The 17862-nt window shown below is 70.3% G+C and carries 16 protein-coding genes; 14 read left to right on the forward strand and 2 right to left on the reverse strand.

What is annotated here, in order from left to right:
• The gene (gene dmeF / locus AC07Q9_RS20160; RefSeq protein WP_495311560.1) at window positions 1-960 is read left to right on the forward strand and encodes a CDF family Co(II)/Ni(II) efflux transporter DmeF; all 960 of its coding nucleotides are present in this window, start codon (window positions 1-3) and stop codon (window positions 958-960) included.
• A 37-nt stretch (window positions 961-997) separates the two neighbouring features.
• Window positions 998-1375 carry a nuclear transport factor 2 family protein gene (locus AC07Q9_RS20165; RefSeq protein ID WP_495311562.1) on the forward strand — a complete coding sequence of 126 codons (378 nt, stop codon included), beginning with the start codon at window positions 998-1000 and terminating at the stop codon, window positions 1373-1375.
• Between the two features lie 28 nt (window positions 1376-1403).
• On the opposite strand, the gene AC07Q9_RS20170 is transcribed toward AC07Q9_RS20165, so the two are convergent.
• The gene (locus AC07Q9_RS20170; RefSeq protein WP_495311563.1) at window positions 1404-3152 is read right to left on the reverse strand and encodes a lysoplasmalogenase family protein; all 1749 of its coding nucleotides are present in this window, start codon (window positions 3150-3152) and stop codon (window positions 1404-1406) included.
• Between the two features lie 94 nt (window positions 3153-3246).
• Between AC07Q9_RS20170 and AC07Q9_RS20175 the strand changes: the two genes are divergently transcribed.
• The 12 genes from AC07Q9_RS20175 (at window position 3247) to AC07Q9_RS20230 (ending at window position 17146) form a co-directional block, all read left to right on the forward strand.
• A complete protein-coding gene (locus tag AC07Q9_RS20175; protein ID WP_062482079.1) occupies window positions 3247-4116 on the forward strand; it encodes a UDP-2,3-diacylglucosamine diphosphatase in 870 nt (289 codons plus the stop codon).
• A 149-nt stretch (window positions 4117-4265) separates the two neighbouring features.
• A complete protein-coding gene (locus tag AC07Q9_RS20180) occupies window positions 4266-5468 on the forward strand; it encodes an acyl-CoA dehydrogenase family protein (RefSeq protein ID WP_495311565.1) in 1203 nt (400 codons plus the stop codon).
• Window positions 5469-5480: 12 nt separating this feature from the next.
• A complete protein-coding gene (locus AC07Q9_RS20185; RefSeq protein WP_495311566.1) occupies window positions 5481-6632 on the forward strand; it encodes an acyl-CoA dehydrogenase family protein in 1152 nt (383 codons plus the stop codon).
• 4 nt (window positions 6633-6636) lie between these two features.
• On the forward strand, window positions 6637-8151 hold the full coding sequence (locus AC07Q9_RS20190; protein ID WP_495311568.1) for an acetyl-CoA acetyltransferase: 1515 nt from the start codon (window positions 6637-6639) through the stop codon (window positions 8149-8151).
• Window positions 8148-8927, forward strand: a complete 780-nt coding sequence (locus AC07Q9_RS20195) for an enoyl-CoA hydratase-related protein (RefSeq protein WP_495311570.1) — start codon at window positions 8148-8150, stop codon at window positions 8925-8927. The genes AC07Q9_RS20190 and AC07Q9_RS20195 overlap by 4 nt, the downstream gene beginning before the upstream one ends.
• 17 nt (window positions 8928-8944) lie before the next feature.
• Window positions 8945-9775 (forward strand): enoyl-CoA hydratase/isomerase family protein, encoded by an 831-nt coding sequence (locus AC07Q9_RS20200; RefSeq protein ID WP_495311572.1) that lies wholly within the window; start codon window positions 8945-8947, stop codon window positions 9773-9775.
• Window positions 9776-9881: 106 nt separating this feature from the next.
• Window positions 9882-10985, forward strand: a complete 1104-nt coding sequence (locus tag AC07Q9_RS20205; RefSeq protein WP_062478197.1) for a CaiB/BaiF CoA transferase family protein — start codon at window positions 9882-9884, stop codon at window positions 10983-10985.
• Window positions 10986-11058: 73 nt separating this feature from the next.
• On the forward strand, window positions 11059-12636 hold the full coding sequence (locus AC07Q9_RS20210; protein WP_495311574.1) for an acyl-CoA synthetase: 1578 nt from the start codon (window positions 11059-11061) through the stop codon (window positions 12634-12636).
• A 28-nt stretch (window positions 12637-12664) separates the two neighbouring features.
• On the forward strand, window positions 12665-14224 hold the full coding sequence (locus AC07Q9_RS20215) for a long-chain-fatty-acid--CoA ligase (protein ID WP_495311576.1): 1560 nt from the start codon (window positions 12665-12667) through the stop codon (window positions 14222-14224).
• A gap of 38 nt (window positions 14225-14262) precedes the next feature.
• On the forward strand, window positions 14263-15414 hold the full coding sequence (locus AC07Q9_RS20220) for an acyl-CoA dehydrogenase family protein (protein WP_495311577.1): 1152 nt from the start codon (window positions 14263-14265) through the stop codon (window positions 15412-15414).
• A gap of 5 nt (window positions 15415-15419) precedes the next feature.
• The gene (locus tag AC07Q9_RS20225; RefSeq protein WP_495311578.1) at window positions 15420-16211 is read left to right on the forward strand and encodes an enoyl-CoA hydratase/isomerase family protein; all 792 of its coding nucleotides are present in this window, start codon (window positions 15420-15422) and stop codon (window positions 16209-16211) included.
• 41 nt (window positions 16212-16252) lie between these two features.
• Window positions 16253-17146: an SDR family oxidoreductase gene (locus tag AC07Q9_RS20230; protein ID WP_159272831.1), complete on the forward strand. Its 894-nt coding sequence runs from the start codon at window positions 16253-16255 to the stop codon at window positions 17144-17146.
• Window positions 17147-17173: 27 nt separating this feature from the next.
• Here AC07Q9_RS20230 and AC07Q9_RS20235 read toward each other — a convergent pair whose 3' ends face one another.
• The gene (locus tag AC07Q9_RS20235) at window positions 17174-17785 is read right to left on the reverse strand and encodes a hypothetical protein (protein ID WP_495311579.1); all 612 of its coding nucleotides are present in this window, start codon (window positions 17783-17785) and stop codon (window positions 17174-17176) included.
• Window positions 17786-17862: the final 77 nt, after the last annotated feature.

The following is a 17862-nucleotide window of genomic DNA, read 5'->3' on the forward strand; positions in this document are numbered from 1 at the left end:
ATGCACACCCATGACCTGAGCGCCTGGCAGCACGACCACCATTTCGGCGCCGGTAATGCCGCCGCCGAACGCAGCACCCGCCTCGTGATGTGGATCACCGCCGCCATGATGGTGGTCGAGATCGGCGCCGGCTGGTGGTTCAACTCCATGGCGCTTTTGGCCGACGGCTGGCACATGAGCTCGCACGCGCTGGCCATCGGCCTGAGCGCCTTCGCCTACGCCGCCGCGCGCCGCTACGCCCGCGACCCGCGCTTTGCCTTCGGCACCTGGAAGATCGAGGTGCTCGGCGGCTTCGCGAGCGCGCTGCTGCTGCTTGGCGTCGCCGCGCTCATGGTGATCGGCTCGTTGGAGCGGCTGTGGTCGCCCGTGGCCATCCATTACCCCGAAGCCATCTCGATCGCGGTGCTGGGGCTGGTGGTGAACCTGGTCTGCGCGCGGCTCTTGGGGCATTCGCACGACCATCACGGCCATGACCACGGGCACGGTCATGACCACCACCACGATCACGATCACGCGCATGGCCACGACCTCAACCTGCGCTCCGCCTACCTGCACGTGGTGGCCGACGCCGCAACCTCGGTGCTGGCCATCGCGGCGCTGCTGGGCGGCTGGTTCTACGGCTGGTCCTGGCTCGATCCGGCCATGGGCATCGTCGGCGCCGTGCTCGTCGCCGTCTGGGCCAAGGGCCTGCTGAAGGAAACCGGCAAGGTCCTGCTCGACCGCGAGATGGACCACCCCGTCACCGCCGAAATCCGCGAAGGTGTCGAGACGATGCTGGCCGACTCCGAAACCCGCGTGGCCGACCTGCACGTCTGGCGCGTCGGCCGCGATGCGTACGCCTGCGCGCTCACGGTGGTGACGCATTCGGCATCGCTCACCGCAGATCAGGTGCGGGCGTGCTTCTCGATGCATGAGGAGATCCGGCACTCGACGGTCGAAATCCAGCGCTGCGCGGACTGAGACGCCGGGCTGCGCTGTCGAACCAAGGCTGGAGTCCATGACCCTCGATCCGTCCCCCGAAGCCGTGGTGCAGCGCCAGCTGGCCGCCTACAACGCCAAGGACCTCGACGCGTGGTTGGCCACCTACGCCGAGGACGCCAGGCAATTCGAACTGGCAGGCAAGCTGCTGGCGGCCGGGCATGCCGAGTTGCGCGCCCGGACCGCGATTCGCTTTGCCGAGCCTGACCTGCATGCACGCCTGTTGCAGCGCTCAGTCATGGGGCATGTCGTTGTCGATCACGAGGTGGTGACGCGCAACTTCCCGGAGGGGATCGGCACCGTGGAGATGGTGTGCGTCTACGTGGTCCGCCAGGGCCTCATCCAGACGGCATCGTTCGAGATCGGCCCGCCGACGATGGGGCGCCCGGCCGACTAGCAGGCCGGGCTGCGTCTTCAGCAGCAAGTCAGGGCGTCGACCGCCGGACGTGCCGCACGATCAACATCTGCGCCGTGTAGTACGTAGTCAGCACCCACAGCGACGCCAGCGGCAGCGGCGACACGAACCGGTTGATCGCCAGCAGCGCGTCGCTCAGCATGAAGAAGCAGGCGCCCACCGCCACCCACAGCGCGGCCGGGTCGCTGGAACGCAGCACCGCCGCCCGCCCGATGGCCTGCGCCGCCATGCAGGCAATCACCACCACGTAGAACCCGACCGGAATGCGCAGCGCCACCGGCAGGCCGCCCTGCCACAGGAAGGCGTACATGCCCGCGCCGATCAGCAGCGTGGCCGCCAGCGCGCGGGGTCGCGGGAACAGCCCGACGCCGATGCGGAACAGCGCGATGTACATCAGGTGCGCGAGCAGGAAGCACACGAGCCCGGGCACGAAGAGGTTCGCCGGCCCCATCAGCAGCACGTCGCCTGCAAGCGAGAAGACCAGGCCGGTCAGCAGCAGCGCATCGAAGCGCGTCATGCCGCCGGGCTGGCGTTGCGCGCGGCGGGCCGCGAAGGCGATCGCGATGGCCAGCGCCAATGGCTTGAAGAGGAGGTGCAGCCAGCCGATGCCCAGGGCTGCACTCGCCGTGGCCAGCGCGGCGGCCTCGACCAGCAGCACCTCGGTGACCGACAGCCGGCCCTGCAGCACCGCGCCCACGGCCCACAGCCCGGCCGTCAGCGCGGCCAGCCAGACTGCGGCCTGCGGCAGCGGCACGGCGTCGGAGTACCAGAGGAACACCGTCACGCCGGCCAGCAGCGCCAGGAACTGCAGGCCCGCGAACCATTGCACGCCGCGGCTCACCGGGGGCTCGTAGCGCGTGACCTTTGCGATGTCGAAAGCAGGCTTGGGGTAGCGCGCCGCCACGTCGGCCGGGCGCCAGCCGGGCGGCTTGAACCACACGCGCAGCTTGTCGGACCAGCGGCGCGCATGCCATGAATCCTTCGCGAGCGCCCAGTAGACCTCGGCGTTGGCCCACAGCGGGTCCCAGCTTTTCAGCTCGCCGCGCGTGCCGTACACGCAGCGCTCGTCTTCTTCGCGGAAGGTGCCGAAGAGGCGGTCCCACACGATCAGCACGCCGCCGTAGTTGCGGTCCAGATACGTGTCGTTCACCGCGTGGTGCACGCGGTGGTTCGAGGGCGAGCAGAACCAGCGGTCGAACCAGCCGAGCTTGCCGACCTGTTCGGTGTGGACCCAGAACTGGTAGAGCAGGTCGATGAGCGACACCACCACGAACACCAGCGGCGGCACGCCGGCCACGGCCATCGGCAGGTAGAAGATCCAGCCCAGCAGCGCGCCGCTCGAGGTCTGGCGCAGCGCGGTCGACAGGTTGTAGTGCTGGCTCTGGTGGTGCACCACGTGCGCGGCCCACAGCACGGCCGACTCGTGGCCCATGCGGTGCAGCCAGTAGTAGCAGAAGTCGTAGAACACCAGCGCCAGCAGCCAGCCGTACCAGGTGGTCCAGAACTCGCCCGCCGCCTCTTGCGGAAAGAGCGCCACCGCCGAGTACACGGCGGTGTAGATGCCGACGCGCAAAAGCCCCGTGAGCACTGCGCTGATCTGGCTCAGCATGCCCAGCCCGATGCTGTTCACGGCGTCGGCCAGGCGGTAGGTGTCCTGCCCGGTGCCGCGCCGGGCGCGTGCGCGGCCGACCGCGAACTCGATCGCGATCAGCAGAAAGAACACGGGGGACACGAGAACGATGATCTGGCCAGAGCGCATCGTCCGATTGTGGCGTTGCCCCGGTGCCACGCGTCACCGGGATGTCACGGAGTCGCCATCGCGCGGTCATGCGCGGCTGCGAACCTGCCGGACCATGCAACGCGACGACGCTTTCCTTCGCGCCTGGCGCGACACCGCGATCCAGCCTCCCGAGCCGGAGGACGACGATGCGGCGCGTCCGGCGCTGCGCTATCGCACCCTCTGGATCTCCGACCTGCACCTGGGCACGCCCGGCTGCCAGGCCCGGGCGCTGCTCGATTTTCTCAAGCACACCGAGTGCGAGACCCTGTTCCTGGTCGGCGACATCATCGACGGCTGGCAGCTCAAGCGCCACTGGTACTGGCCGCAGGCGCACAACGACGTGATCCAGAAGCTGCTGCGCAAGGCGCGCAAGGGCACGCGCGTGATCTTCATTCCGGGCAACCACGACGAGTTCGCCCGCAAGTACCTGAACCACAACTTCGGCGGCATCGACGTGGCCGACGAGTGGATTCATGAGACGGCCGACGGCCGCAAGCTGTGGATCATCCACGGCGACCTGTTCGACGGCGTGATCCAGTGCGCCAAGTGGCTGGCTTACGTGGGCGACTCGCTCTACGAGTTCACGCTCAAGCTCAACCGGCACCTCAACTCGCTGCGCGCGCGCATGGGGCTGCCGTACTGGTCGCTCTCGAAGTACCTCAAGGGCAAGGTCAAGCGCGCCGTGAGCTACGTGGGCGACTTCGAGAACGCCGTGGCCCGCGAGGCCCGCAACCGCGGCGCGCAGGGCGTGGTGTGCGGCCACATCCACCACGCCGAGATGCGCGACATCGACGGCATCCTGTACTGCAACGATGGCGACTGGGTGGAAAGCCTCACCGCGCTGGCCGAGCATGCCGACGGCACGCTCGAGATCATCGACTGGGCGCAGCACATGCCCGTCGGGACGCAAGCGGTGCCGGCGCGCGAAGCGGTCGCCGCCTGAACGTCCGGCCCTGCACGGGCCCCGACGGAAGAACTGAAGAAAAAAGCGCTCACCGCCGAGGCGGGGCGCCCACGTTCGTCCGATCCGACGATGCCGTGCCGGCGCGCGCGCCGCACACTTGCCGGGTGTGAACCCTGTGAGACAACACCATGGCCTGGACCCTCAGCGCGGCGGAGACCGCGTTTCGCGACGAGGTTCGCGACTTTCTCGCGCGCGAGCTGACGCCTGAGCTGCGCGCCGCAGGGCGTCGCTGCTCCGGCATCTTCACCGACTATGCCGACGGCAACCGCTGGCACCGCGTGCTGGCCCGGCGGGGCTGGAGCGTGCCGCACTGGCCGGTGGAACACGGCGGCACCGGCTGGACGCCGATGCAGCACTACCTCTTCGCGAGCGAGCTGGCTGCGGCCGACGCGCCGCCGCGCGCGCCCATGGGCCCCGGCATGGTCGCGCCGGTGATCATCGCCTTCGGCACCGAGGCGCAGAAGCAGGCCTGGCTGCCGGGCATCCGCTCGGGCGAGGACTACTGGTGCCAGGGCTACTCCGAGCCGCAGTCGGGCTCCGACCTGGCGTCGCTGCAGTGCAAGGCGGTGCGTGACGGCGACGACTACGTCATCAACGGCACCAAGATCTGGACCACCCACGCGCAGTACGCCAACCGCATGTTCTGCCTCGTGCGCACGGCCTCGGGCGGCAAGGCGCAGCAGGGCATCAGCTTCCTGTGCTTCGACATCCCCCAGGTCGGCCTGACCATCCGCCCGATCATCAGCATCTCGGGCGACCACGAGCTCAACCAGGTGTTCTTCGACGACGTGCGCGTGCCCGCCTGCGGCCTCATCGGCGAGGAGAACCAGGGCTGGACGGTGGCCAAGTACCTGCTGCAGCACGAGCGCGGCGGGGCCTGGGCGCCGATGCTGCGCGCGCGCCTGCGCCGGCTGCGCGCCGCGGCCGACAGCGCCTTCGCGGCTGCAGGCGAGTCCGCTGCCGACGAGGCGCGCGAGATGGTGCTGCGCCTGGCCGAGATGGACTGCGCCATCGATGCGGTCGAGGCCACCGAGCTGCAGTCGCTGCGCGCCCAGGCGCGCGGCGAGCCGCACGGCATCCGGCCCTCGATGGGCAAGGTGATGGGCTCCGAGCTGCGCCAGCGCCTGACCGAACTCGGCGTGGAGATCGCAGCCCACTACGCCGCGGCCGATTTGCCACTGGACGACAGCCTGCAAGGCGCGCTGGCCGTGCCCGAGGAGGCGGTGTTCTCGATGTCGGCCTACCTCAACGACCGCGCCGCATCGATCTACGCGGGCTCCAACGAAGTGCAGCGCAACATCATCGCGGCGCAGCTCCTGCAATCCCGCTGAGGCCCGCTTGCCATGACCACCCTCACCGACCAAGACGACACCCTCGCGATGCTGCGCGACAGCCTCGCGCGCTACCTCGACGACCAGCACGGCTTCGAGCAACGCCTGCAGGCGCTGGCCGCCGCCGACGATGCACCGCCGCCGTTCTGGCAAGGCCTGGCAAGTGACCTCGGGCTGCTGGGCGCGGCCCTGCCCGAAGCGCAGGGCGGACTGGGCCTCGGGCTGGCCGCGCACCTCGCGTTGCTGCCCACGTTAGGCGGCGCGCTCGCGGCCGAGCCCTACTTGTCCACGCTGGTGATCGGCGCCGGCCTGCTGCAGCGCCATCCGGGCGCGCAGGCCGATGCGCTGCTCGCGCGCGTCGTTGCCGGGCAGGCCGTGCTGGCCTTCGCGCACGATGAGCCGCACAGCCGCCACGCACGCGACGACGTGCGCACGACGCTCGTGCGCGAGGCCGACGGCCGGCTGCGGCTCGACGGCCGCAAGGCCGTGGTGCAGGCCGCGCCGTGGGCCAGCCATGTCATCGTCACGGCGCGCAGCGACAAGGGCTTGTCGTTGCTGGTCGTGCCCAAGGACGCGCCTGGCGTGCAGCTGCGCGCCTACCGCACGCGCGACGGCGGCCGTGCGGCCGACATCGCCTTCGACGCGGTGCGCCTGAACGCCGATGCCTTGCTCGGCGAGGAAGGCGCAGCGCTGCCGCAGATCGAGCAGGCGCTCGACGAGGCCACGCTCGCGGTCTGCGCCGAATCCATCGGCATCCTGCGCCGGCTGATGCGCGACACGCTCGACTACGTGCGCCAGCGCAAGCAGTTCGGCGTGCCGATCTCCAGCTTCCAGGTGCTGCAGCACCGGCTGGCCGACATGCACATGGCGCTCGAACAGGCCGACGCGCTCACCGCCAGCGTGGGCGAGGCGCTCGGCACGGGAACGACCGCATCCGAGCGCGCACGCGCCGTGTCCTCCGCCAAGGTCGCGGTCGCCAAGGCCTGCCGCGCCGTGGGGCAGGGCGCGGTGCAGCTGCATGGCGGAATGGGCATGACCGAAGAACTCGCCGTCGGCCACTACGTGCGCCGCGCCACCCTCATCGAAGGCCAGTTCGGCCCGCCCGCGTGGCACCTGCGCCGCGTGGCGCAGCTTCAGCAACAACAACCCCTCTCACAGCACTAACCCCATGACAGCACTGGACGACCGCACGCCGGTCATCGTCGGCGTCGGCGAGATCACGCACCGCACCAAGGAGGCCGCCGAAGGCCTCGAACCCATCGAGCTGATGGCGCGCGCCATGCGCGCCGCCGCACAGGACAGCGGCGCCGCCGCGCTGCTGGCCGGCCTCGACTCGCTCGACGTCGTCTGCGAGTACTCGTGGCCCTACACCGACGCGCCCGCGCTGCTCAACGCGCGCCTGGGCTGCAGCCCGGCGCGCAGCGTCTACGGCGTCACCGGCGGCGAAGCGCCGGTGCGCTACATCCACGAAGCCGCGCTGCGCATCGCGCGCGGCGAGAGCCAGGTGGCCGCCATCACCGGCGCCGAGGCGCGCTACACGGTGGACGCCGCCGCCAAGCTCGGCATCCCGCTGGCCTGGACCCCGCGCGACGACAGCGTGAAGCTGGTGCGCGGCACCGACATCTGCCACCCGGTGGCGATCCAGCTCGGTGCGGCCATGCCGACCACCATCTACCCGTTCTATGAGAACGCCGCGCTCGCCCACTGGGGCCAGACGCCGCGCCAGGCGCAGGACGAGTCGTCGCGCCTGTGGGCGCGCTACTCCGAGGTGGCCGCCGCCAACCCCTACGCCTGGCTGCGCAAGCCCTTCACGCCCGAGGACATCGCCCGCGTCGACGCGGCCAACCGCCTCATCGCCTGGCCTTACACCAAGCACATGGTGGCCAACCCGTTGGTCAACATGGGCGCGGCCGTGCTGCTCACCAGCGTGGGCCATGCGCGCGAACTCGGCATTCCCGAAGACCGCTGGGTTTACGTGTGGGACGGCGCCGCCGCGCGCGAGCCGCGCGACTACCTGCAGCGCGACCAGTACCACCGCTCGCACGCGCAGGACCTGGTGATGGAAACCGTGCTCGCGCAGGTCGGCGGCGACGCCTCGGCCTTCGAGATGCTGGAGCTGTACAGCTGCTTCCCCATCGTGCCCAAGATGGCGCGCCGCACGCTGGGCCTGGCGCCCGAGGCGCGCATGACCTCCACCGGCGGCCTGAGCTTCTTCGGCGCGCCGCTCAACGACTACATGACGCACGCCGCCGCCGGCCTGGTGCGCGCACTGCGCGCCGCGCCGAAGGGCAAGGCGGCGCTGCTCTACGGACAGGGTGAGTACGTCACCAAGCACCACGCGCTGGTGCTGGGCTCCAGCCCGCCGCCGCAAGGGCTTCCGAAGCCCGACTACGACGTGCAGGCCGCCGCCGATGCGCGGCGCGGCCCGGTGCCGCCGCTGGTGCTGCAGTACGCGGGCGCCGCCACGCTGGAGACCTTCACCGTGGTCTACGGCCGCGACGGCCAGCCCTCGCAGGGCATCGTGATCGCGCGCACGCCGGCCGGCGAACGGCTCATGGCGCGCGTCGAGGCCACGGATGCGGCTTCGCTGAAGGTGCTGACCGACCTGGACCGCAGCCCCGTCGGTTGCGGCGGCATGGTGACAGCGGGTACCGATGAACTCTTGAACTGGAGCGTGTCATGAGCGCAGTGACTGTCGAACGCCTGCCGGGCCATGTCGCCCTCGTCACCATCGACCGCCCCGAGGCGCGCAACGCCGTCAACGGCGACGTGGCGACGGGCCTCGAAGCCGCCGTCGATGCCACCGAGGCCGACGACGACATCCGCGCCGTGGTGCTCACCGGCGCCGGCCGCGAGGCCTTCTGCGCGGGCGCCGACCTGAAGGAAGTGTCGGCCGGGCGCGGCAGTGCGCTGCGCACCGAGCGCGGCGGCTTCGCGGGCTTCGTGTACCGCGAGCGCAGCAAGCCGTGGATCGCCGCCGTCAACGGCAAGGCGCTGGCCGGCGGCACCGAGCTCGTGCTGGCCTGCGACCTCGTCGTGGCCGTGCGGCAGGCCGCCTTCGGCCTGCCCGAGGTGCTGCGCGGGCTGATCGCCGCGGCGGGCGGGCTGTACCGGCTGCCGCGCGCCATTCCGCCCAACATCGCGCTCGAACTGATCCTCACGGCCGGCCAGCTCGATGCCGAGCGCGCGCACGGCTTCGGGCTGGTCAACCGCCTCGTGGATGACGTCGATGGGCTGCGCGAGGCCGCGCTGGCGCTGGCCGCCGAGATCGCGCGCAACGGTCCGGTGGCGGTGCGCCAGAGCCTGCGCGTGGCGCGCGAGGCGAACAGCGGGCTCGACGAAGCCGCGCTGCGCGCCCTCACGCGCGACGCCTTCGAGCGCGTGGCCGCGAGCGAAGACTTCAAGGAAGGCCCGCGCGCCTTCATCGAGAAGCGCGCGCCGCGCTGGAGTGGCCGCTGAACAAGGAAGAGACCGCCATGCCCGACAGCAAAGCAGACGACGACATCCTCCTCGACCGCAGCCGCGCAGGCATTGCGCTGCTCACGCTGAACCGCCCGGCGCGCCTGAACGCGCTGAGCCAGCCCACCGTGCGGCGCCTGTGCGCCGCGCTCGACGCACTGGCGCAGGACGACAGCGTGCGCGTGCTGGTGCTCACCGGCGCCGGGCGCGGCTTCTGCGCCGGCTGGGACCTCACGACGCCGCTCACGCGCCGCGACGACCAGCCGCTCGACGGCGAGCCCTCGGTGGCCGACCTGATGGCGGGGCAGGAGCTGTTCGCCGGCATGGTGCGGCGGTTGCGCGCGCTCGACAAGGTGGTGATCGCCGCCGTCAACGGCGCGGCCGTGGGGGCGGGCTTTGCGCTCACGCTGGGCGCCGACATCCGCGTGGCCGCGCGCTCGGCGTCGTTCCATGTGGGCGCGGTGCGCATCGGCCTCACGGCCGGCGAGTGCGGCATCAGCTACCACCTGCCGCGGCTGGTGGGCGCCTCGCGCGCCTTCGAGCTCATGCTCACGGGCCGCCCCGTGCCGGCCGACGAGGCCGAGCGCGTCGGCCTGGTCGCCGCGCTGGTCGATGACGACGCGTTGCTGCCGCGCGCGCTCGCCCTGGCCGCCGACGTGCTGCGCAACAGCCCCTATGCCACGCGCCACACCAAGCAGCTCATGTGGGCCAACCTCGAGGCGCCGAGCCTCGATGCCGCGCTCGAGGTGGAGAACCGCGCCCAGGTGCTGGCGCTCAAGACCGAGGATTTCCGCGAGGCCGCCGCCGCCTTCGCGGCCAAGCGCGCGCCCGTCTTCACGGGGCGCTGAAACGTCTTTCCGCGCTTTCGTCGCTTCCGACGATGCGACGCCGGCGCCCGCGCGCCAAGATGCCTTCACACAACAGGCCGCCGGGTGCGCGCCAGAGGAGACACACATGGCAGGACCCCTGAAAGGACTTCGGGTCGTCGAGATGGCCGGCATCGGCCCCGGCCCCTTTTGCGCGATGCTGTTCGCCGACATGGGCGCGGAGGTGCTGCGCATCGCGCGCCCCGGCACGCGGCGCGACCCCCACGACATCCTGGCGCGCGGGCGCAGCACCTGGGAGGTCGACCTGCGCGCCCCCGACGCCGCCGCGCCGGTGCTCGACGCCATCGCGCGCGCCGACATCCTCATCGAGGGCTTCCGCCCCGGCGTGATGGAGCGCCTGGGCCTGGGCCCGGCCGAATGCCTGGCGCGCAACCCGCGCCTGGTCTACGGCCGCATGACCGGCTGGGGCCAGCACGGCCCGCTGGCGCACGCGGCCGGCCACGACATCAACTACATCGCCATCAGCGGCGCGCTGCACGCCATCGGCCGCTCGGGCGAGGCGCCCGTGCCGCCGCTGAACTACGTGGGCGACTTCGGCGGCGGCGCCATGCTGCTGGCCTTCGGCCTGCTGGCCGCGCTGCACGAGGTCAAGGCCTCGGGCCAGGGCCAGGTGGTCGACGCCGCCATGACCGACGGCGCTGCGTTGCTGTCGGCCATGATGTACGGCTTCAAGTCGGCCGGCCAGTGGAGCAACCAGCGCGGCGAGAACCTGCTCGACGGCGGCGCCCACTTCTACGACACCTACGCCTGCGCCGACGGCAAGTACGTGGCCATCGGTTCCATCGAGCCGCAGTTCTACGCATTGCTGCGCGAACGCTGCGGCCTGGTCGACGACCCCGCCTTCGACGCCCAGATGGACGCCGACCGCTGGCCGCTGCTCAAGCTGCGCCTGGCCGACGTGTTCCGCACCCGCACGCGCGACGAGTGGTGCGTGCTTCTCGAAGGCAGCGACGCCTGCTTCGCGCCCGTGCTCGACTGGGACGAGGCCCCGCAGCATCCGCACAACGTGGCGCGCGGCACCTTCGCCACCGTGGGCGGCGTGGTGCAGCCCGCGCCCGCGCCGCGCTTCAGCCGCACCGCGCCGGTCGTGCCGCCGGCCGTGTCGCCCGACGACGGGCCCGCGCTGCTCAAGCGCTGGGGTGCGGCAGCGCCCGTGGCCGAAGCCCGCTGACGTCCTTGTTTTCCGGGCATGCGCGTTCGCGCATGCATGGCATTTCCGCACCGCACCGACAGGAGCCTTGTCCATGCCCACCACGCCACCGCCGCTGTACCTCACGCAGGCCCTGCACCGCGCCATGCAGTGCAGCCCGCGCGCCGTCGCCACCGTGTTCCAGGGCCGCACGCGCACGTACGGCGAACTCGGCGAGCGCGTCGCGCGCCTGGCGGGCGGGCTGCGCCGCCTGGGCATGCAGCCTGGCGACCGCGTGGGCGTGCTCGCGCTCAACGCCGACCGCACGCTGGAGTACTACCTGGCCGTGTGGTGGGCCGGCGGCGTGGTCAACCCGGTCAACACGCGCTGGAGCGTGGCCGAGATGGCGCACTCGCTCGACGACTGCGCGACGCACATCCTGTTCGTGGACGACCAGTTCCTGGCGACGGCGGACGAATTGCGCGCCGCGGCGCGCGCCGTCACCACCTGGGTCTACATGGGCGAGCGCCAGGCGCCCACGGGCATGACGGATTACGAAGCGCTGGTCCGCGAGAGCGAGCCCGTGCCCGACGCGCTGCGCGGCGGCGACGACCTGGCGGGCGTGTTCTACACCGGCGGCACCACCGGCCGGCCCAAGGGCGTGATGCTCAGCCACGCGGCGCTGGTGATCAATGCGCAGGTGTCGATGCTCGGCGCCTTCTTCGACGACAGCGCGCGGCTGTTGCAGGTGGCGCCGCTCTTTCACCTGGCGGGGCTGTCGTTCCTGCTGCGCGGCGTGCTCATGGGCTGCGCGCAGATCATCCTGCCGGGCTTCACGGTGGACGGCATGCTCGCAACCATCGAGCGTGACCGCGCCACCAACCTCATGGCCGTGCCCGCGATGCTGCAGATGCTGGTGGACGACCCGCGCACCGCGCAGGCCGACCTGTCGAGCGTGCGCTTCGTCGGCTACGGCGCCTCGCCCATCACCGAGGCGCTGCTGGAGCGCGCCTTCGCGACCTTTCCGCAGGCCGAGTTCGCGCAGGGCTACGGCATGACCGAGCTGTCGGCCGGCGTGAGCTACCTCACGCGCCACTACCACTCGCCCGAAGGCCGCAAGCTCGGCAAGCTGGCCTCGGCCGGGCAGGCGCTCTCGGGCATCGACCTGCGCGTGTGCGACGGCGACGGCCGCGAGGTGCCGCGCGGCACCGTGGGCGAACTCACCGTGCGCAGCCCGTGCGTGATGCAGGGCTACTGGAACCTGCCCGAGCAGACGGCCGCCGCGTTGCGCGATGGCTGGATGCACACCGGCGACGCCGCGCGGATGGACGACGACGGCTTCGTCTTCATCGTCGACCGCTACAAGGACATGATCGTGAGCGGCGGCGAGAACATCTACTGCGCCGAGGTCGAGGGCGCGCTCGCACGCCACCCCGCGGTGGCCGCCGCCGCCGTCATCGGCGTGCCCGACGAGCGCTGGGGCGAGGCCGTGCATGCGGTGGTGGTGCGCAAGCCCGGCAGCGATGTCGATGCCGACGCGCTCATCGCCCATTGCCGTGAACTGATCGCCGGCTACAAGTGCCCGCGCAGCGTCGCGTTCGTCGACGCGCTGCCGATCTCGGGCGCCGGCAAGGTCATGAAGTACCGCCTGCGCGAGCCGCACTGGGCCGGCCACGCACGCCGGGTTGCCTGACGAAAAAAACCACCAAGGAGACGACACCATGTTCCTCACCCAGCCCCTGCACAAGGGCCGCCGCGAGAAGGCCCGCGAGACCGCCGTGGTCTGCGGCAACCACCGCCTGGACTTCGCGACCCTCACCGACCGCGTGGCGCGCCTGGGCGCCGTGCTGCAGCAGCTCGGCATGGCGCGCGGCGACCGCGTCGGCATGATGAGCCTCAACTCGCACCGTTTTGTCGAGTTCTTCTTCGGCACCTGGTGGGGCGGCGGCGTCATCAACCCGGTGAACATCCGCTGGAACCCGAAGGAGGTCGCCTACTCGCTGGACGACTGCGACACGCGCATCCTGCTGGTAGACGACCTGTTCGCGCCCATGGCCGGCGAGCTGCGCAGGCTCTCGACCTCGCTGCGCACCGTGGTGTACTGCGGCGACGGTCCCGTGCCCGAGGGCATGGTCGGCTACGAGGCGCTGCTGGCCGACGCGCAGCCCATCGACGATGCGCCGCACAGCGCCGACGAACTCGCCGCCATCATGTACACCGGCGGCACCACCGGCCGGCCCAAGGGCGTGATGCTCACGCACGGCAGCCTCTACATCAACGCGCTGAGCTCGGTGGCCGCGGTGCCGCGCGAGACGCGCAACGCCGCCGTGGTCATCGCCGTGCCCATGTTCCACGTGGCCGGCTGCGGGTTGTCGCTGCAGAGCATCCTGCGGCTGGTACCGCAGCACGTGGTGCCGATGTTCGACGAGGTGGCGATCCTGCAGGCCATCCAGGCCGCGCGCGCCACCGAGATGTTCCTGGTGCCCACCATGATCAAGCGCGTGATCGAGCACCCGCGCTTTGCCGAGTTCGACCTGTCGAGCCTGCAGATGCTGCTGTACGGCGCCGCGCCCATCGACGTCGCGCTGCTCGAGCAGGCCATGGCCGCGCTGCCCGCCACGAGCTTCTCGCAGGCCTACGGCATGACCGAGCTGTCGCCCACCGTGGCCGTGCTGATGCCGCACTTCCACCTGCCCGGCCCCGACCGCAACCGCCTGCTGCGCGCGGCCGGCACGCCGGTGCCCGTGGCCGAGATCCGCATCGTCGACGGCGAGGACAACGAGCTGCCCCCCGGCCAGGTCGGCGAGATCGTCGCGCGCGGACCGATGGTCATGAAGGGCTACTGGAACAAGCCCGCCGAGACCGAGGCGGCGCTGCGCGGCGGCTGGATGCACACCGGCGACGGCGGCTACATGGACGAGCACGGCCTGCTGTTCGTGGTCGACCGCATGAAGGACATGATCGTGAGCGGCGGCGAGAACGTGTACTCGGCCGAGGTCGAGAACGCCATCGCCCAGATGCCGCAGGTGCTGATGTCGGCCGTCATCGGCGTGCCCGACGACAAGTGGGGTGAGCGCGTGCATGCGGTGATCGTGTTGCGCGAAGGCCTGCCGCTCACGGCCGACGACGTCATTGCCCATTGCCACGACCAGATCGCCAACTACAAGTGCCCGCGCAGCGTGGAGTTCCGCGATGCGCTGCCGCTGTCGGCCGCCGGCAAGCTGCAGAAGTTCCAGCTGCGCGAACCCTTCTGGGCCGGCAAGGAACGCCGCGTCGGCTGAACCCATTCCCCCAATTCCAAGACACTGAAGGACACCCCATGCCCCTCGATTTCCGCCGCTCGTGGAGCGACGAAGAACTGGAGCTGTACCGCGACAACGTGGTGCGTTTCGTCGAGACCGAAGTCGTGCCGCACGACGAAGAGGCGCGCAAGCGCGGTCACGTCGGCCACGAGGTCTGGCGCAAGGCCGGCGCGCTCGGCCTGCTGTGCTCCGACATTCCCGAGGCCTACGGCGGCGCGGGCGGCGACTTCCGCCACGAGGCCGTGTTCTACGAGGAGAAGGCGCGCCGCGCGCTCAGCGGCATGGCCAGCTCGGTGCACACCATCGTGGCGCACTACTTCCTGAACCACGGCACCGAGGAACAGAAGCAACGCTACCTGCCGCGCATGGCGCGCGGCGAGCTGGTCGGCGCCATCGCCATGACCGAGCCCGGCGCCGGCTCCGACCTGCAGGGCGTGCGCACGCGCGCCGAGAAGCAGCCCGACGGCAGCTACCGCATCCGCGGCTCCAAGACCTTCATCACCAACGGCTTTCTCGCGGGCGTGGTGCTGGTCGTGGCCAAGACAGACCCGACGCAGGGCGCCAAGGGCACCTCGATCCTCATCGTCGAGACCGAGGGCTGCGAGGGCTACCGCGTGGGCCGCGTGCTCGACAAGATCGGCATGAAGGCGCAGGACACCTCCGAGCTGTTCTTCGACGACGTGCACGTGCCGGCCGACGCGCTGCTCGGCGGCCAGGAAGGGCAGGGCTTCTTCCAGCTCATGAGCGACCTGCCGTACGAGCGCACCATCATCGGCGTGAACGCGCTGGCCACCATGGAAGGCGCCTACCAGGCCACGCTCGACTATGTGCGCGACCGCAAGGCCTTCGGCAAGCCGATCGCCGACTTCCAGAACACCAAGTTCAAGCTGGCCGAGATCGCCACGCAGATCAAGGTCGGCCGCGCCTTCATCGACCGCTGCGTGGAAGACCTCGTGGCCGGCAAGCTCGACACCGCCACCGCCTCCATGGCCAAGCTCTGGGGCTCCGAGACCCAGGGCCGCGTGGTCGACGAATGCCTGCAGCTCTTTGGCGGCTACGGCTTCATGACCGAGTACATGGTGGCGCGCATGTACGCCGACGGGCGCGTGCAGCGCATCTATGGCGGCACCAACGAGATCATGAAAGAAGTGATCTCGCGCGCGCTGTGACGGCGATGAACGAGGTGCTCCAGGTCGAGCGGCGCGGCGAGGTCGCTTGGCTCACGCTGAACCGCCCCGAGCGCCTGAACGCGCTCGACCCGGTGCTGGTGCGCGCGCTGCGCGCCTACTTCGAGGGCCTGAGCGCACGCAGCCCCGAGCGCGTGGTCGTGCTGCAGGGCGCGGGCCGTGCCTTCTGCGCCGGGCTCGACCTGAAGGAACAGGTGGGCGGCGAAGACCTCGGCGTGGCCGACATGCTCGAACAGCAGAAGGGCATCCGCGACATCATGCTCGCCATGCGGCGCTGCCCGCAGCCCATCGTCAGCGTGGTGCAGGGCGCGGCCAGCGGCGGCGGCTTTGCGCTCGCGCTGGCCTCCGACGTGCGCCTGGCCACGCCCGACGCACGCATGAACGCCGCCTTCATCCGCATCGGCCTGTCGGCCTGCGACGTGGGCGTGAGCTACTTTTTGCCGCGCATGGTCGGCAGCTCGGTCGCGGCCGAGTACATGCTCACCGGCCGCTTCATGGACGCGCAGCGTGCCTACGCGCTGGGCCTGGTGAGCCGTGTCGATGCGCTGCCCGCACTGCAGGCCGAGGCGCAGGCGCTGGCCGACGACATGCTCAACGCCACACCCGTGGCGCTGCGCCTGACCAAGGAGGCGCTCGGCATCGCCGTGGACGCCGGCAGCATGGAAGCGGTGATTGCCATGGAAGACCGCAACCAGGTGCTGTGCACCCAGACCCGCGATTTCCGCGAAGGCATGAGCGCCTTCCTCGAGAAGCGCGCACCCGTCTACACGGGGCGCTGAGCTTCATTCCGAATTCCAACGGACCGCACACAAGGATTTCCATGACCCTCGACGACCTGATGTTCAAGCCCGGCCTGCTGGCCGGCCGCCGCTACCTCGTGACCGGCGGCGGCAGCGGCCTGGGCCGCGTGATGAGCGAGGCGCTGCTGCTGCTCGGCGCCCACGTCTACATCTGCGGACGCCGCGCGCCCGTGCTCGAAGAAACCGCGGCCGAGCTGATGCACCTGCACGGCGGGCGCGTGACGCCCAAGACCTGCGACATCCGCCACGACACGCAGATCACCGAGATGCTCGATGAAATCTGGGCCGACGGCGGCGCGCTCGACGGCCTCGTCAACAACGCCGCGGGCAACTTCGTGAGCCGCACCGAAGACCTGTCGCCGCGCGCCTTCGATGCCATCTCGAGCATCGTCTTTCGCGGCAGCTTCTGCATGACGCTCGAGTGCGGCAAGCGCTGGCTGGCCGAAGGCAAGGCCGCGTCGGTGCTGTCGATCCTCACCACCTGGGTGTGGAACGGCTCGCCCTTCACGGTGCCCTCGGCCATGTCGAAGGCCGGGCTGCATGCCATGACGCAGTCGCTCGCGGTCGAGTGGGCCGGGCGCGGCATCCGCTTCAACGCCATCGCGCCGGGCCTGTTCCCCACCGAGGGCATGAGCGCGCGGCTGAACCCCGGCGGCGGCGAGCACAAGGCCGAGCGCAACCCGATGGAGCGCAACGGCCGCATGCCCGAGCTGGCCAACCTCGCGGCCTACCTGCTCGGCCCGGGCTCGGAGTACGTCAACGGCCAGACCATCGCCATCGACGGCGCGCAGTTCCAGGCCACGGGCGGGAATTTCTCGCGCATGTCGCAGTGGCAGGACGACGACTGGAAGCGCGCGCGCGAGCACATCGCGGGGCGCGACGCGCAGGACAAGCGGCAGCGGCTGGCGGCCTGATGGCGAAGAAGGGCGATTCCCGCTCAGCTAGTCCTGCGGCTTGAGCATTCGGCGGGTCAAGACCTGGGTGCCTTCTCTCGAGAGCAAGCGGGCGCGCTTCAAGTCGGTGTCGAAGATCGCCAGATGCGAGACCGAGCTTTCCATGATGAAGCCCTTTGCGACAGGTGCGCCGTCTTTCGATACCTCAACGCAGGAGTACTTGGCCGTGACGCATCCGTTCAAATATTCGAGTTCTTCGCGTTCTGCGATTGCGCGACCCGCTGTCTCGCCAACGATGGCGGGTATCGCCATGAAGGCAGTAACAACCACGAGCGCAAGAGGAAGAAGGCCGATGACGAGCACTGTCAGCGTTGTCTGCCGCACCAGTCTTTTGAACCAGGGAGAGCGCTTTTCAAACCATTGCCATTTCGATGCGCTTGGGGTCCCGAGGGGTGTCAAGAGAACGAATACATAAAGACCCGCACCGATCGCGGTTCCGAAAAATATCAAGAGATTGCTTGCAGCTGCTCGCAGGAAGGCGAAGAAGCGCTCGAAGAGCACGTAGTAGCCATTGATGATCAGCCAGTCCGCCGCCTTGGGAAACAGGCCGGAGTCGATTCCCCAAGCATTCAGATACGCGCGATGGGCGGCGTCGCCCAAGAAGTGGAGCGCTACCGTTCCGAATGCTGCAGTTGCAGCAGCAATGCTTAGAAGCGTTGGGAGGCTCGGTCGGTTGA

This window comes from Variovorax sp. GW821-FHT09A10 (assembly GCF_059418385.1).

Coding starts and splice junctions, on each gene's coding strand:
- AC07Q9_RS20175 (WP_062482079.1), top strand. CDS start 3,247: ATGCAACGCGACGACGCTTTCCTTCGCGCCTGGCGCGACACCGCGATC.
- AC07Q9_RS20165 (WP_495311562.1), top strand. CDS start 998: ATGACCCTCGATCCGTCCCCCGAAGCCGTGGTGCAGCGCCAGCTGGCC.
- AC07Q9_RS20170 (WP_495311563.1), bottom strand. CDS start 3,152: ATGCGCTCTGGCCAGATCATCGTTCTCGTGTCCCCCGTGTTCTTTCTG.
- AC07Q9_RS20225 (WP_495311578.1), top strand. CDS start 15,420: ATGAACGAGGTGCTCCAGGTCGAGCGGCGCGGCGAGGTCGCTTGGCTC.
- AC07Q9_RS20210 (WP_495311574.1), top strand. CDS start 11,059: ATGCCCACCACGCCACCGCCGCTGTACCTCACGCAGGCCCTGCACCGC.
- AC07Q9_RS20190 (WP_495311568.1), top strand. CDS start 6,637: ATGACAGCACTGGACGACCGCACGCCGGTCATCGTCGGCGTCGGCGAG.
- AC07Q9_RS20215 (WP_495311576.1), top strand. CDS start 12,665: ATGTTCCTCACCCAGCCCCTGCACAAGGGCCGCCGCGAGAAGGCCCGC.
- AC07Q9_RS20205 (WP_062478197.1), top strand. CDS start 9,882: ATGGCAGGACCCCTGAAAGGACTTCGGGTCGTCGAGATGGCCGGCATC.
- dmeF (WP_495311560.1), top strand. CDS start 1: ATGCACACCCATGACCTGAGCGCCTGGCAGCACGACCACCATTTCGGC.
- AC07Q9_RS20220 (WP_495311577.1), top strand. CDS start 14,263: ATGCCCCTCGATTTCCGCCGCTCGTGGAGCGACGAAGAACTGGAGCTG.
- AC07Q9_RS20200 (WP_495311572.1), top strand. CDS start 8,945: ATGCCCGACAGCAAAGCAGACGACGACATCCTCCTCGACCGCAGCCGC.
- AC07Q9_RS20230 (WP_159272831.1), top strand. CDS start 16,253: ATGACCCTCGACGACCTGATGTTCAAGCCCGGCCTGCTGGCCGGCCGC.
- AC07Q9_RS20185 (WP_495311566.1), top strand. CDS start 5,481: ATGACCACCCTCACCGACCAAGACGACACCCTCGCGATGCTGCGCGAC.
- AC07Q9_RS20180 (WP_495311565.1), top strand. CDS start 4,266: ATGGCCTGGACCCTCAGCGCGGCGGAGACCGCGTTTCGCGACGAGGTT.
- AC07Q9_RS20195 (WP_495311570.1), top strand. CDS start 8,148: ATGAGCGCAGTGACTGTCGAACGCCTGCCGGGCCATGTCGCCCTCGTC.